15 protein-coding genes are annotated in these 15,451 nt (G+C 33.0%); 13 read left to right on the forward strand and 2 right to left on the reverse strand.

Going from position 1 to position 15,451, the window contains the following annotated elements:
• Positions 1 to 133: 133 nt before the first annotated feature.
• The 4 genes from AAEO58_RS00710 to pruA all read left to right on the forward strand — a co-directional run bounded on the left by AAEO58_RS00710 (position 134) and on the right by pruA (position 4,653).
• Positions 134 to 1,381 (forward strand): type IX secretion system plug protein, encoded by a 1,248-nt coding sequence (locus tag AAEO58_RS00710; RefSeq protein ID WP_341681111.1) that lies wholly within the window; start codon positions 134 to 136, stop codon positions 1,379 to 1,381.
• A gap of 2 nt (positions 1,382 to 1,383) precedes the next feature.
• Positions 1,384 to 1,986: a DUF3667 domain-containing protein gene (locus AAEO58_RS00715; protein WP_341681112.1), complete on the forward strand. Its 603-nt coding sequence runs from the start codon at positions 1,384 to 1,386 to the stop codon at positions 1,984 to 1,986.
• Positions 1,987 to 2,484: 498 nt separating this feature from the next.
• The gene (gene apaG / locus AAEO58_RS00720) at positions 2,485 to 2,871 is read left to right on the forward strand and encodes a Co2+/Mg2+ efflux protein ApaG (protein WP_291135808.1); all 387 of its coding nucleotides are present in this window, start codon (positions 2,485 to 2,487) and stop codon (positions 2,869 to 2,871) included.
• Between the two features lie 156 nt (positions 2,872 to 3,027).
• Entirely contained in the window at positions 3,028 to 4,653 is a 1,626-nt protein-coding gene (gene pruA, locus AAEO58_RS00725; RefSeq protein ID WP_341681113.1) for an L-glutamate gamma-semialdehyde dehydrogenase, read from the forward strand.
• Positions 4,654 to 4,763: 110 nt separating this feature from the next.
• Here pruA and rsmG read toward each other — a convergent pair whose 3' ends face one another.
• The gene (gene rsmG, locus AAEO58_RS00730; RefSeq protein WP_341681115.1) at positions 4,764 to 5,393 is read right to left on the reverse strand and encodes a 16S rRNA (guanine(527)-N(7))-methyltransferase RsmG; all 630 of its coding nucleotides are present in this window, start codon (positions 5,391 to 5,393) and stop codon (positions 4,764 to 4,766) included.
• A gap of 108 nt (positions 5,394 to 5,501) precedes the next feature.
• On the opposite strand from rsmG, the gene AAEO58_RS00735 reads away from it, so the two are divergent.
• The 9 genes from AAEO58_RS00735 (at position 5,502) to AAEO58_RS00775 (ending at position 13,935) form a co-directional block, all read left to right on the forward strand.
• Positions 5,502 to 6,596, forward strand: a complete 1,095-nt coding sequence (locus AAEO58_RS00735) for a fatty acid desaturase family protein (protein WP_133608286.1) — start codon at positions 5,502 to 5,504, stop codon at positions 6,594 to 6,596.
• A gap of 59 nt (positions 6,597 to 6,655) precedes the next feature.
• A complete protein-coding gene (locus AAEO58_RS00740; RefSeq protein ID WP_341681117.1) occupies positions 6,656 to 7,840 on the forward strand; it encodes a pyridoxal phosphate-dependent aminotransferase in 1,185 nt (394 codons plus the stop codon).
• A gap of 243 nt (positions 7,841 to 8,083) precedes the next feature.
• Positions 8,084 to 9,955 (forward strand): peptidase U32 family protein, encoded by a 1,872-nt coding sequence (locus tag AAEO58_RS00745; RefSeq protein ID WP_341681119.1) that lies wholly within the window; start codon positions 8,084 to 8,086, stop codon positions 9,953 to 9,955.
• Positions 9,956 to 10,027: 72 nt separating this feature from the next.
• Positions 10,028 to 10,603 carry a Crp/Fnr family transcriptional regulator gene (locus tag AAEO58_RS00750; RefSeq protein WP_341681120.1) on the forward strand — a complete coding sequence of 192 codons (576 nt, stop codon included), beginning with the start codon at positions 10,028 to 10,030 and terminating at the stop codon, positions 10,601 to 10,603.
• A 78-nt stretch (positions 10,604 to 10,681) separates the two neighbouring features.
• Positions 10,682 to 11,398, forward strand: a complete 717-nt coding sequence (locus tag AAEO58_RS00755) for a pirin family protein (RefSeq protein ID WP_341681122.1) — start codon at positions 10,682 to 10,684, stop codon at positions 11,396 to 11,398.
• Positions 11,399 to 11,409: 11 nt separating this feature from the next.
• On the forward strand, positions 11,410 to 11,937 hold the full coding sequence (locus AAEO58_RS00760; RefSeq protein WP_341681124.1) for an NADPH-dependent FMN reductase: 528 nt from the start codon (positions 11,410 to 11,412) through the stop codon (positions 11,935 to 11,937).
• 60 nt (positions 11,938 to 11,997) lie between these two features.
• Positions 11,998 to 12,870 (forward strand): ACP S-malonyltransferase, encoded by an 873-nt coding sequence (gene fabD / locus AAEO58_RS00765; protein WP_133608299.1) that lies wholly within the window; start codon positions 11,998 to 12,000, stop codon positions 12,868 to 12,870.
• Positions 12,871 to 12,952: 82 nt separating this feature from the next.
• On the forward strand, positions 12,953 to 13,630 hold the full coding sequence (locus tag AAEO58_RS00770; protein WP_341681127.1) for a peptidoglycan DD-metalloendopeptidase family protein: 678 nt from the start codon (positions 12,953 to 12,955) through the stop codon (positions 13,628 to 13,630).
• Between the two features lie 50 nt (positions 13,631 to 13,680).
• Complete coding sequence (locus tag AAEO58_RS00775) at positions 13,681 to 13,935, forward strand: hypothetical protein (RefSeq protein WP_242004809.1); 255 nt, start codon at positions 13,681 to 13,683, stop codon at positions 13,933 to 13,935.
• Between the two features lie 40 nt (positions 13,936 to 13,975).
• Here AAEO58_RS00775 and AAEO58_RS00780 read toward each other — a convergent pair whose 3' ends face one another.
• The gene (locus tag AAEO58_RS00780) at positions 13,976 to 15,442 is read right to left on the reverse strand and encodes a hypothetical protein (protein ID WP_341681130.1); all 1,467 of its coding nucleotides are present in this window, start codon (positions 15,440 to 15,442) and stop codon (positions 13,976 to 13,978) included.
• Positions 15,443 to 15,451: the final 9 nt, after the last annotated feature.

The raw sequence follows: 15,451 nt of genomic DNA on the forward strand, positions 1-15,451 counted from the left end.
TAGCACCTTACCAAAAATAAAGGCGGAGATTTGGTTTATTTATAATTATTCTAAATTATAAATTACTAATAAATTAAAAGGAATTGCGTTTGTACCTAAAGTTTTACTATTTTTACGTCTTTATAGGAATAAAATGAACAAAATTGCACTTATAATTTCTTTTTTCTTTTTTCAATTTATTTTCTCACAATCAGGAATTGAACAAGAACCTTCATTTAATATCAAAACCATTTCATTTCGTGTAAATGGTAACAATGTTATTCCGTTTTTTAAACTTGGTGAAACTTTTGAATTGAGTTTTGATGATTTATACGGAGACGAAGCTGATTATTACTACACCATTACGCAATACAATTACGACTGGTCTGCACCATCCGATTTAGGAAAAGTAGAATATTTGAATGGAATAGACAATCAACGTATCATTACTTACGAAAACTCCTTCAATACGCTACAATTGTATTCTCATTATAAACAAGTTTTTCCTAATAGATTTAATCAAATTACGAAAAGCGGAAATTATATGATTACTGTTTTAAATGATGAAAACGAAATTGTATTTTCTCGTAGAGTTATCATTTATGAAGAACAAGTTGCTGTTGGACTTTTGGTAAGAAGAGCGAGAGATTTTGACAGTTTAGATGGAAAGCAAAACATCGAAATGACAATAAATTATGGTGATCGAATTCTACAAAATCCGATTCAGAATGTAAAAGTTACTCTTTTTCAAAATGGAAATTGGAAAACCAGTATTTCTAACATTAAACCACAATACACTCTAGGTTCAGAATTAATTTACAGATATAATAAGGAAACTCAATTTTGGGCTGGTAACGAAACCTATAGTATTGACAACAAAATAATCAGAGGAACTAATAACACAGTAGCAAAAGTAACTTCTGGAGACAACATTTACAACACCTATTTGTATGTAAATACACCTCGAAAAAATCAGCCTTACACCTATTTTCCAGATATTAATGGCAACTTTTTTATTCAGAATGCCAACACTGCAAATTCACAAATAGAAGCCGATTATTCTTGGGTTTACTTCGCTTTAAATACGCCTAATTTACTAGATAAAAACATTTATGTGGTTGGCATGTTTAACAATTACGCTTTAACTGATGAATATAAATTAGAATTCGACAAAAATTCTGGATTGTACGAAAAAGCAATTTTATTAAAGCAAGGATTTACCAATTACCAATACGTTATTACCGATAAATCTGGAAAAGTAGATTACGAAAATGCTGTTGATGGCAATTTCTTTCAAACGGAAAATAATTATACTGCAATTGTATATTATAGAGGAAATAACGACCGATACGATAGAGTAATTGGAATTGCAAACACAAACAGCGAAGTTATCCGAAATTAAGAATGAGCAGAAAAGATATAAAATACAGAGGAACTCAGTGCATCAACTGTGAAACATCGTTAGATATTAGCGAAAAATATTGTCACCATTGCGGCCAATTAAATTCTACAAAAAAGTTAACGATAAAAGATTTTATTGAAGAGTTTTTTGCTAATTTTTACGCTTACGATTCTAGATTACGCAATTCTATAATTTCGATTTTTACAAAACCAGGCGCTTTAGCTCGCGAATTTAACGAAGGAAAAAGACATACCTATGCCAATCCGTTTCGTTTGTTTTTAAGTGTTTCAATAATTTTATTTATTACTTTTAATTTAACAGAAGGAGATAAGAAACCAAACAATATTGATCCTTTAGTTTCTGATAATGAATTAACTCAAAATCAGAAAAAAGACCTAGAAAAAATAGATAGTTTATCAAATAGTGTAATCAGTAAAAACCCAAATTCAAAACCAATACTTAATATTTTAAAGAAAAAAGAAGTACTATATAGCAGAGACTCTATTTATACCAAACAATTTATAGATGAAAATATTTCTTCGGGATTTAAACCACTAATTTACACCGCTCTTTCATTTCGAAATTTCAATAGAAAATATCCCTAGAAAACAACCGAAGAAGCTTTAAAAGAATTAGGACACGAAGTCACTTTTTCTACTAAAACTTTATTTAATAAATCTAAACTTTTTAAATCAAATGATATTGAAAGTGAAATTTTCGATTACTTTTATCAAAAACTTCCTTTCTTTATTTTTCTTTCTTTACCTATACTAACACTTATGTTTTGGTTGGTTTTTTATTCAAGAAAAATTAATTACACAGAACATTTAGTCTTTGCATATACGTTTTTTACCTTCATATTTTTATGTATGATGATTTTCAATTTTATTGAATTAATAAGCGAAGAACTAACTTACTTTATTTCTGGAATTTCATTTGCATTTATATTTCCGATATATTTCTACAAATCTTTAAGAAATTTTTATCAACAAAGCCGTTGGATAACTGTTTTAAAATTCTTAATTTTGAATCCGCTATTCTTTTTATTCTTAAGTATTTGCGCTTTAGTAATGATGCTCATAGGAATAATTCTATTTTAATATATGGTAAGTCAAATTACAAAAGGCATAAAGATTTCAGTTTTAACTAGTTTTGAAGGTACTTACTTCAAAAACTATAAGATTCACTTTGCCTTTGCGTATCATGTTACTATCGAAAATCAAAGTAAAGATTCAGTTCAATTAACTACACGTCATTGGGAAATTTACGACGCATTAAACAATGTTGAAGTTGTAGATGGCGAAGGTGTAATTGGAAAAAAACCCGTTATCAAGCCAGGTGAAAGCTATACTTATTCTTCTGGATGCTTACTTTCTTCTCCTATTGGCGCTATGAAAGGATATTTCAATATGGTAAACTTTACCTCAACTAGAAGCTTTAGAGTAATTATCCCTACTTTCAAGCTAAGTGCTCCTTTTGCTATTAATTAACTTTCATTTCAGCTAAGTAACTTTTGTTATCGATTATTCAAAATATACTTTGTATTTTTGTATTCGTTTACGAAAAACCCGTAAATCAACACACAAAATTGTCTAATTTTCACTCAAGGACTTTGTCCAAACTGAGCGAAGCTAAAATTCAAAACCATGTTAAAAGGATTTTTTAATGTACCAAAAGCGGTTAACGAACCCGTAAAATCGTACGCACCAGGTTCTCCTGAAAGAGCAGCTGTTGCAGCAACTTATACAAAAATGTGGAATTCTCAAGTAGAAGTTCCTTTATATATTGGTAGCGAAGAAATTAAAACTGGCGATACCAAAAAAATGTCGGCACCACATGATCACCAACATATCGTAGGTGTTTATCATCAAGCAGACAGAGCTTTAGTTGAAAAAGCAATTACTTCTGCTTTAGAAGCTCGTAAAAAATGGGCAGCAATGGCTTGGGAAAACAGAGCTGGAATTTTCTTAAAAGCAGCAGAATTATTAGCAGGTCCATACCGCGCTAAAATCAATGCGGCTACTATGATTGCTCAATCAAAAACAATTCACCAAGCAGAAATTGATTCGGCTTGTGAGTTGATTGATTTCTTACGTTACAACGTAGAATTCATGACTAAAATATATGCAGACCAACCAGCATCAACATCAGACATGTGGAACCGTGTTGAATACAGACCATTAGAAGGATTTGTATATGCAATTACTCCTTTTAACTTTACTGCTATTGCTGGAAATTTACCTTCAAGTGCTGCGTTAATGGGGAATGTTGTGGTTTGGAAACCAGCTGCAACACAAGTATATTCTGCTAATGTAATCATGCAAGTTTTCAAAGAAGCAGGTTTACCAGATGGTGTTATCAATATGGTAATGGGTGATTCTGGAATGGTTTCTGACGTAGTTTTATCAAGTCCACATTTAGCTGGAGTTCACTTTACAGGTTCGACTGGCGTTTTCAATGACATTTGGAAAACTATCGGAAACAACATTGCTACTTATAAAACGTATCCAAGAATCGTTGGAGAAACAGGTGGAAAAGATTTCATTATTGCACATCCATCAGCAAATCCAGCACAAGTTGCAGTAGGAATTGCTCGTGGTGCTTTTGAATTCCAAGGACAAAAATGTAGTGCCGCATCTCGTGTGTATGTACCACAAAGTTTATGGCCAGCCGTTCAAGCGAAATTAGAAGCGGATTTGAAATCGATGAAAATGGGTTCGCCAGAAGATATGAGTAATTTCATTACAGCTGTAATTTCAGAAGCTTCATTTGACAAATTAGCGCGTTACATAGACCAAGCTAAAAACGATAGTGATGCGGAAATAATCATGGGTGGAAATTATGATAAATCGAAAGGTTATTTCATTGAACCAACGGTTATCTTAACTACAAATCCAAAATACAATACGATGTGTACGGAATTATTTGGACCAGTAGTTACAATTTATATTTACGAAGATGCCAAATGGTCTGAAACATTAAAATTAGTTGACGAAACTTCAGAATACGCTTTAACAGGTGCTGTATTTAGCCAATGTCGTTATGCGGTGGAAGAAGCAACGGTTGCTTTACAAAATGCAGCTGGAAACTTCTACATCAACGACAAACCAACAGGTGCTGTTGTAGGAATGCAACCATTTGGAGGCGCAAGAGGTTCAGGAACTAACGATAAAGCAGGTTCATCTCAAAACTTATTGCGTTGGGCTTCTGTTAGAACTATCAAAGAAACGTTCGTAACACCAGAAGATTATAAATATCCGTTTTTAGGATAAATCAAAGTACGAGTTTAGAAGTACGAAGTACAAAATAAAGAAACCCGATTTTCAATTGAAAATCGGGTTTCTTTATTTTTAGCTAATCACTAATTACTTTTCACTAATCACTACTTCTTATACTTCAAAGGCAAATGCACTACTTTCTTAGTTTCAAAAAATTCATCAGTAAAGAAATCCGATAAATTATATTCTGTTGCTTTAGGGAAAGCTTTTAATTCTTCGGTTAAATCGCCTCCTTTTAAATATAAGATTCCGTTGGCTAATTCGTGATTTTGTTTTTTCGAAACTTTATCATCTACCCAACTTACAAAATCAGGCATATTGGTTACCGCGCGACTTACGATGAAATCGAATTCTTGTTTGACTAATTCGGCACGTTTTTGTTCGGCTTTTACGTTTTTTAATCCTAAACCAGCAGCAACTTCATTTACTACTTTGATTTTTTTCGCGATTACATCAATCAAGTAAAAATCAACTTCTGGATGCAAAATCGCCAATGGAATTCCAGGAAAACCACCACCTGTACCTACATCCATAATTTTAGATCCGGGACGAAATTCAATAATTTTTGCAATTCCTAACGAATGCAAAACGTGACGCGTGTATAATTCGTCGATATCTTTCCTTGAAATCACATTAATTTTCGCATTCCAATCCTCATATAACGATTGCAATTTTTGAAACTGAAGTATTTGATTATCAGATAAATCAGGAAATTGCTTTAAAATCTCTTCCATTAGTTAAATTTTGCACAAAAATACGCTTTTTGGTGAATAAAAAATGACGAATATCATAAATGAAAAAATTATAATAATTATCTTTGACGAAATTTGAATAGAATATTTATGAGTACAACAACCCCGATTTTCTCAAAAGAAGATAATCTGAAATTTTTCAGAACATTAAATAAAAGAGTAAACGATTATTTTAAAGAAAATAAAATTGACAAAACAGGAAACTGGAAACTTCACTTGAAAACCATTGTGATGTTTGGTCTTTTCCTAACACCATACTTCTTTTTACTTGCAATGGATATGCCGTTTTGGACTTATTTATTGCTAAACGTAGTAATTGGAATTGGAATGGCTGGCGTTGGAATGAATGTAATGCACGATGGTAATCACGGTGCTTATTCAAACAAATCTTGGGTAAACAAATTAATGGGTGGAAGTATCTATATCTTAGCCGGAAATGTTTACAACTGGCAAGTACAACACAATGTTTTACACCACACGTATACCAACATCATTGGTCACGATGAAGATTTAGAAGCGGGAAGAATTTTACGTTTTTCAAAAACGGCTAAATGGTACAGTCACCATAGATTTCAACATTATTATTCTGTTTTCTTATACGGATTATTAACGTTCAACTGGGCAATCACTACTGATTTCCTTCAAATGAAACGTTACTTAAAAAGAAATTTATCGTATGGTGAATTCAAAAAACCAACCATTCTTTGGACAACATTAGTGATTACAAAAATAATCTACTTTTCAATTTGGTTAGTTTTACCAATGGTTTTAGGAGTTACTTGGTGGAAAGTTATCTTAGGTTTCGTAGTAATGCATTATACTGCTGGATTAATTTTAAGTGTAGTATTCCAATTAGCTCACGTAGTAGAAGACACTATTAATCCTATTCCAGATGAAAGCGGAGAAATCGAAAACACTTGGGCGATTCACCAATTGTTCACAACGGCAAACTTCGCACCAAAAAACTGGATTGTAAATTATTATACTGGTGGATTAAATCACCAAATTGAACACCATATTTTCCCTAACATTAGTCATATACACTACGACAAAATTGCTGAAATTGTAAAACAAACAGCAGCGGAATGTAACTTACCGTATCACGAGTTCAAAACGACTCGAGCGGCAATCGCATCTCACTTCAAACATTTGAGAGATTTAGGAAGAAAACCACAATTAGCATAAATAAAGTAAGAGACGCGAGGAATCGCGTCTTTTGTATTAACTATAATAACTAACACACAATGAACCCGTTATCGGACAGAATCAACAACTTAGCCGTTTCACAAACTTTAGCAATGGCGGCTTTGGCAAGAGAATTAAAAGCACAAGGAAAAGACATTATTAGCCTTAGTTTAGGTGAACCAGATTTCAACACACCTGACTTCATTAAAGAAGCTGCAAAAAAAGCTATCGACGAAAACTACAGTACTTATACTCCAGTAGAAGGTTACTTAGAATTGAAAGAAGCGATTTGCAAAAAATTCAAAAGAGATAATAATTTAGACTACAAACCATCACAAATTGTAGTTTCAACTGGAGCAAAACAATCATTATACAACATTGCACAAGTAATGTTAAACGATGGTGACGAAGTAATTCTTCCTGCTCCATATTGGGTTTCATATTTCGAAATTATCAAGCTTTCTGGCGGAGTTCCTGTTGAAGTTCCTACTTCTGTAGAAAGCGATTTCAAAATCACACCAGAACAATTAGAAGCAGCCATCACACCAAAAACAAAAATGATGTGGTTCAGTTCACCTTGTAATCCAAGTGGTTCTGTTTACAACCGTGAAGAGTTAACAGCTTTGGCTAAAGTTTTAGAAAAACATCCACACGTATATGTAGTTTCTGATGAAATCTACGAACACATTAACTTTTCAGGAACATTTTGTAGCATCGGTTCTATTCCAGGAATGTTAGAAAGAACGATTACTGTTAATGGAGTTGCGAAAGCATTTGCTATGACGGGTTGGAGAATTGGTTACATCGGAGCTCCAGAATTCATCGCAAAAGCATGTACAAAAATTCAAGGACAAGTTACTTCGGGAGCGAATTCTATTGCACAAAGAGCTACAATTACTGCTGTTGAAGCTGATCCAAGCGTATTAAACGAAATGGTTTCTGCATTCAAAAACCGTAGAGATTTAGTTGTTGGATTAGTAAACCAAATTCCGAGATTCAAATTGAATGTTCCAGAAGGAGCGTTTTATGTTTTTCCTGATGTGTCTTACTATTTTGGTAAAACTGTAAAAGGTACCGAAATCAAAAATGCAACTGATTTCTCAATGTTCTTATTAGCAGAAGCAAATGTTGCAACTGTAACTGGTGATGCTTTTGGAAATCCAAATTGTATTCGTTTCTCATACGCAACCAGCGAAGCTTTATTAACAGAAGCGATGAGAAGAATTAAAGAAGCTGTTTCTTAAATCATAATAAAAGGTTCTCAAAATACACTTTGTCATTCCGAACTCGTTTCGGAATCTAATTGAGAAGCTGAAACAAGTTCAGCTTGACAAAAATCGTTTTTTTGAGAACCTTTTTCTTGTTTTCTACCTAGCTAAATTCAATCACTTACCAAAAAAATCAATTTAGAATTAGAAATCTTGGATTTTTTATAAGAACTTTGCACACTTTTTTTCGGCAAATCCCGAATAATTAAAGCTTTACAAATGAAGAAGAAGATTGAAATTTTAGCGCCTGCAAAAAATCTAACACAAGGAATTGCTGCTATAAACAGTGGTGCCGATGCGGTTTATATTGGTGCTCCTTTATATGGTGCAAGATCAAACGCTACCAATTCTGTGGAAGATATTGCTGAATTAGTTAAATATGCACATTTATTTAACGCTCAGGTTTTTGTGGTTATCAATACGATTTTATATGATAATGAATTAGAACCTTGTCGTCAATTGATTTGGAAATTGTATGATATTGGTGTAGACGCTTTAATCATTCAAGACATGGCGATTATGGAAATGGAATTACCTCCTATCGTATTGCATGCCAGTACGCAAACCAATAATCGTGATGCCGATAAGATTAAATTCTTAGCGGATGCTGGAATCAAACGTGTGGTTTTAGCACGTGAGTTGAACTTACACCAAATCAAAGAAATCAGCGAAGCATCTGATGTAGAATTAGAATTCTTCGTTACGGGTGCTTTATGTGTTTCGTTTAGCGGAAATTGTTATATGAGTGTTGCTAATGGCGAACGTTCGGCAAACAGAGGTTCTTGTGCTCAAAATTGTCGCTTACCTTATAATCTTATTGACGGAAACGGCGACACTTTAATAAAAAATAGTCACTTACTTTCGATTAAAGATTTTGATGTTTCTAATCAAATTCCAAATTTAGTAGAAGCCGGAATTGTTTCTTTTAAAATTGAAGGTCGTTTGAAAGACATCGTTTATGTAAAAAATAACGTTTCTTATTTGCGTCAGAAATTAGATGCTTTCTTAAACGAAAATAGTGACAAATACACTAAAGCTTCTTCTGGAAAATGTACGTATTTATTTGACTCTTCATTAGATAGAACCTTTAATCGTGGTTATACCGATTATTTTGTAAACGAAAGACATCAATCAATTGGTTCTTGGGAAAGTCCAAAATCAAAAGGGCAATACATTGGAAAATTAATTAAAACCGTTGGAAATTCATACGAAATTGAAAATGGCGAATTATTAAATAATGGTGACGGATTGTGTTTCATCAACGAAAACAACGAAGCCGAAGGAATCTACGTAAACCGTGCCGAAAACGGAATCATATATCCAAACGTATTAAAAGAAATCAAAGAAGGTACTTTCATTTATAGAAATAACGATGCCGCTTTCATTAAGTTAGTAGAACGAGAAGACAGTGCGGTTCGAAAAATTAGCACAACTTTAGTGTTAAAAGAAAACGAAACTGGTTTTGAATTAATCGCTACAGATGAAGATGGAAATGTAAGCGTTGTAAATTTGGTTCACCCAAAAGAACAAACAAAAAACAACGAATCTTTAGCAGAAAATTTCAAAACTAACTTAGCAAAAACTGGTTTTACACCTTATACTGCTGATGAAATTACGATTGAATTTTCTGGAAATTGGTTTTTACCTATTTCAAAAATCAATGAAATGCGAAGAACGGTTTACGAACAATTATCGGAAATTCGTTTGAAAAATTATGTTCGTCATGAACATCAAATTGTTAAAACATCACATCCTTATCCAGAAACCAAACTGGATTTCATGTACAATGTTGCCAACAAAACCGCTCGTAAATTTTACGAACGTCACGGAGTAACCGAAATTGAAAAAGCATTCGAATTACAATGGGATCCTGGAAAATCGCGTGTAATGACTACTAAATATTGTATTAAATACGAATTAGAACGTTGCCCAAAATACCATCGTGAAAACATGGATAAAAAAGTAAAAGAACCTTTAGTTTTGAAACAAGGCGAATTGGAATACAAACTAAAATTCAATTGCAAACCTTGTGAAATGGAAATTTGGGAAAAAGATGCCGAATTCGAAATTGAAGAAGATCACTTTCATTAATATAGAAACCGATGTTAACCGCATCGGTTTTTCTTTTCTTGAATACCAAAATTTAATTGTATTTTTGAAGTAATGCAATCGATTCTAGAAAATATCGCCAAACATGTTGCTTTAACTCCACAAGAGCAAGAACTATTTTTGTCTAAAACCGAAACCAAACCATTCAAATCCAAAACCATTTTATTAAGTGCTGGCGAAGTAGCTACTTGCACTTACTTTGTGAATTCAGGAATTTTGAGAAGTTTCAATATTAATGATAACATTATCGAACACGTTTTACATTTTGCTTGCGAAGGTTGGTGGATTGGCGACATGTACAGCTACATTTCTGGAAAACCTGGCAATCTATTTTTAGAAGTTTTAGAAGATGCTGAAGTAGTCATTATTACTAAAGAAAATCAACAACAACTTTATCAAGAAATTCCAAAATTAGAACGCTTTTTCAGAATTTTAGCCGAAAACTCCTTAGTGTCTCATCAAGAACGCTTAATGGATAATTTAAGTTTAACAGCCGAAGAACGCTTTGAAAAATTTTGTTCTAAATATCCTACTTTGATTCAGAAAGTTCCTCAAAAACATATCGCTTCTTACATTGGCGTTACACCTGAGTTTTTTAGTAAAATGAAAGCTAGATTATTGAAAAAATAATTTCTTAATCTAGGTTAAGTGCCCTTCCCTATTCATCGGTGTAAATTTGTATCATAATAATTACTAAATTTATACATTATGAAAAATACAGTTTTACACAAAGCAGATTCAAGAGGACATGCAGATCATGGTTGGTTAAACGCTTACCATAGTTTTAGTTTTGCTAACTGGTACAATCCTGAAAGAATTCAGTTTGGGATGTTGCGCGTTTTAAACGACGATACTGTTGCTGCCGGAATGGGTTTTGGAACACATCCGCATGACAACATGGAAATTATAACCATTCCATTGGAAGGCGATTTAGCCCACAAAGACAGCATGGGAAATGCCGCAACCATCAAAACTGGCGATGTACAAGTTATGAGTGCTGGAACTGGAATTCAACACAGCGAATTCAATCCAAATCATGACCAACATACAAAATTATTTCAAATTTGGTTGTTTCCAAAATACAGAAATGTGGAACCTCGTTACCAACAAATAACTTTAGACCAATCGTTACAAAAAAATGACTTTGCGCAAATCTTATCACCAAATGCAGATGATGAAGGGGTTTGGATTCATCAAGATGCTTGGTTTTATTTAAGTGATTTTGACAAGGACTTTTCAAAAAAATTAAGTTTGAAAAAAGAAGGAAACGGATTTTATATCATGAATATTGAAGGTGAAATTGAAGTAAATGGCGAAAAAATAGAAAGAAGAGACGCCATTGGAATTTGGGCAACTAATGAAATTGAAATCAAGGCGAATACAGCTGCGAAGTTTTTAGTGATGGAAATTCCAATGGAACAATAAATTTTGAATTAATGAAAAAAATTATCGCTTTTGGAGCTTCATCAAGCAAGTCTTCTATTAATAAACAATTAGCTACTTATACTGCTAATCAATTTCAAAATGCATCGATAGAAATTTTGGATTTGAACGATTATGAAATGCCCGTTTTTTCTGTTGACAAACAAGCAGAAAATGGGATTCATCCGTTAGCTCAAGAGTTTTATGCAAAAATTGGAAGTGCTGATTTAATAATAATTTCCTTTGCTGAACATAATGGAAATTTTTCATCAGCATTTAAAAACATATTAGATTGGTCTTCTCGAATTAATGCTAAAACTTTTCAAGAAAAACCAATGTTATTATTAGCTACTTCTCCTGGTGCTCGTGGTGGAAGTTCAGTTTTAGATATTGCTACTAAACGTTTCCCGTTTCAAGGTGGCATTGTGAAAGGTAGTTTTTCATTACCAAGTTTCAACGATAATTTTGATTCAGAAAAAGGAATCACAAACGAAGAATTAAAAAATCAATTATTGGAAATTGTAAATTCAATCGAATTGTAATAAAAATGTTATTTTTGCCTTTCAAGAAAAACTTGAAACTTTAAACTTGAAACAAAATTTATGAAAGCATACGTATTTCCAGGTCAAGGTGCTCAATTCTCAGGAATGGGAAAAGATTTATATGAAAATTCGGCAGTAGCAAAAGAATTATTCGAAAAAGCTAATGAAATATTAGGTTTTAGAATCACCGATATCATGTTCGAAGGAACAGCAGAGGAATTAAAAGAAACGAAAGTAACGCAACCAGCGGTATTTTTACATTCGGTAATTTTAGCAAAAACATTAGACAACTTTAAACCAGAAATGGTTGCCGGACATTCATTAGGTGAATTTTCTGCATTAGTTGCCAATGGTGCTTTATCATTTGAAGACGGATTAAAATTAGTTTCACAAAGAGCAATTGCTATGCAAAAAGCTTGCGAAATTACACCTTCAACAATGGCTGCTGTTTTAAACTTAGAAGATAAGATTGTAGAAGATATTTGCGCATCGATTGATGGTGTTGTTGTAGCTGCAAATTACAACTGCCCAGGACAACTAGTGATTTCTGGAGAATACAAAGCGGTAGAATTAGCTTGTGAAAAAATGAAAGAAGCTGGAGCAAAACGTGCTTTGATTTTACCTGTTGGTGGCGCATTTCACTCACCAATGATGGAACCAGCAAGAGAAGAATTAGCGGCAGCGATTGAAGCTACTACTTTTTCAACTCCAATTTGTCCAGTGTATCAAAATGTGACTGCTAGTGCGGTTTCTGATGCAAATGAAATCAAGAAAAATTTAATCATTCAACTAACTGCTCCAGTAAAATGGACACAATCGGTACAACAAATGATTGCCGATGGCGCAACGAGTTTCACAGAAGTTGGTCCAGGAAAAGTATTAGTAGGATTAGTAAATAAAATCGATAAAGAGGTTGAAACGATTTCAGCTTAAAAATTAATAAAATACTTTTAAAATTGAATTCCTCATGAAGTTTTATTCGTGAGGAATTTTTATTTTTGGGAAAAAGAAAAACATGGAAAATATAATTGCACTTTTTAAATCAATTGAAGCGGCTAAAGTTATTGCTCCTGAAATTGATTATTCTGAATATGTTCCTTTGAATTTATCAATAACGAATTCAGAATTAAAGCATCACAAATTAGAAACAGCTCAAGATTATGAAATTTTCATACAAAACCATTTAGATAAAAATCAAGGTAAAATTGCTTTTGGCGGTTATATTGAAACCAGAAATTTATACCAAAGAAGTACGGTTTTTAAAAACACGAATTCAGACGAACGCAATATTCACATCGGATTAGATTTATGGATTAATGAATCAGCTCCAATTCACGCAGCTTTAGATGGAACGATTCACAGTTTTCAAAATAATACCGCTTTAGGTGATTATGGTCCAACCCTGATTTTAGCACATGAAGTCGAAGGAATTAAATTCCACACCCTTTACGGTCATTTAAGTGAAACGAGTTTGAATGGAAAAAAGGTTGGAGACATCGTAAAAAAAGAAGAACAAATTGCTACTTTAGGTTTACCACCAATTAATGGCGACTATGCTCCTCATTTGCATTTTCAAATCATTATAGATATGGAAGGAAAAACTGGTGATTATCCTGGAGTTTGTAATGGAAAAACACTTGCTTTTTATGAAGCTAATTGTCCAGACCCTAATTTACTATTAAAAATTATTTGATCGAATTGGCATTAATTTTGTAACTTTATTTTCATAAAACAAATTCAACCATGAAAAAAATATTTTTAGGAATTGCACTTGTAGCTGTCTTATTGTCTTGTAAAGAAGAAACAAAAGAAAAAGTAAAAGAAGCTTCTAAAGCTGTTGGGGCTGATTTAAAACAAGCCGCAGATTCGGCAAAAGTAAAAGCTAAAAAAGCAATTGATTCATCAAAAGTAGGCGAAAAAGCAAAAGTAATTATTGCAAAAGGTGCTGAACAAGTTGAAAAAGGTGCTAAAAAAGTAAAAGAATCTGTTGAAGAGTAATAAAAAATCCCAAGTAGCTTATTTACTTGGGATTCTTTTTTTACTTAATTCCTATTTCGTATTTCTTTTCAACCGATTTTTCCTGATTTAATTTTTTAGGTCCAATTGGAAATCTTACGTCAACATGTTTTGAAGCTATTGTACCATCTTTTTCAAGTACATCTGCTCTATTGGCTACCATATTCCAAGAAAAAGAAACATTCGATTTTCCGTTTTGTAATTCTTTTACTTTAAAACCATTTTTTGTTTTTTCAGTAACGTAAACTCCTTTGCAATCGCCTTCTAATTGAATAAAAACTTTCATTGGGTGTTTATCATCAACAAAAATATGATCGCTCATTAACTCATCAATTTTGATGTAAGCTTCACCATTAACTAATTTTCCTGTACCAAAATCTTCAAATAGAATTTCTGGTGTTTCCGTTGCGTGAAGAATTCTATTGTTTCCATTTCTATCTTCAACCATAGTAGATAAAGAACCTCCACCTAAAACTTTATAAGAAGTATTGTTATTTCTTGCTCCTACAAAAACAAAATCAGTGGTAGATGTGTTCGCATCAAAATAACCTCCATAAGTAACATCACGTCTTGCTGCTGTACTTCCTGTGAAATAGTTAACATCTTTACCTGCAATTCTGGCAAAAGGACCATTACTTGTACTTAAGTTATCATCTTGATCATATTCAAAATAAGCTGAAAAATAATCTACTCCAGCACCTTTCCCTACACCTCTAACATGCAAACCTGTAGTCCCTTGACCAGAAACTCCTACCGATTCACCTGGTAATTCTGTAAAAGTTGTTCTTCCACCAACTCCTAAAACTCCCATAACAGTTGATGTAGCATTCGCAGCTAAAGCGGCACTAATTCCAATTACACCTCTACCTCCATTTGGATCTAAATTCCCTCCATCAATCACAAATTGTGTATTAGTTGCATTTAAAGCTCGAATGGTTCTAGCAGAATTATTACTATTTACAAAAAGACCAATTTGTCCAGCACCAGCATTAATTGTTGTTAACGTATTAGCACTTGGAGCCGTATTGTTTCCAAAAATAACTTGACCGTCGTTTTCAATAGTAACTCGATTAGTATTGTTTGTTCTAATTTGGAAATTTTGATTATCGGTAGTTCCTAAAAAATTAGTACTTGGATTGGTACCCGCATTTCCTGTTAAAGACCAATCTTGACTTGCTGCTAATGGACTAGATTTCAAAGCAACCCATTCTGTTCCTGACCAATAATAGAACCCGGGAGAAACTGCAGTCATTCCAGCTCCAGCAGTTGCCGTATTAAAAATTAGAACTCCTATTGCAATAGGTGCTGGTCCAACTGGTGCCACAACATTGGTAGCCGTAAGAGCAACTCTAGGAATTAATAATCCTCTTGAATTGCTTTCGATTTGGAATTCAACTCCATTTAGAATATTGGTAGTTCCAATTCCAACCTGTGAGAATACATTTAAAGTAAATAAGAAGCTTGTAACTAATAGTAGTGTCTTTTTCATAATCTGTAA

The organism is Flavobacterium helocola (assembly GCF_038289885.1).
Taxonomy (GTDB): Bacteria; Bacteroidota; Bacteroidia; order Flavobacteriales; family Flavobacteriaceae; genus Flavobacterium; species Flavobacterium cheniae.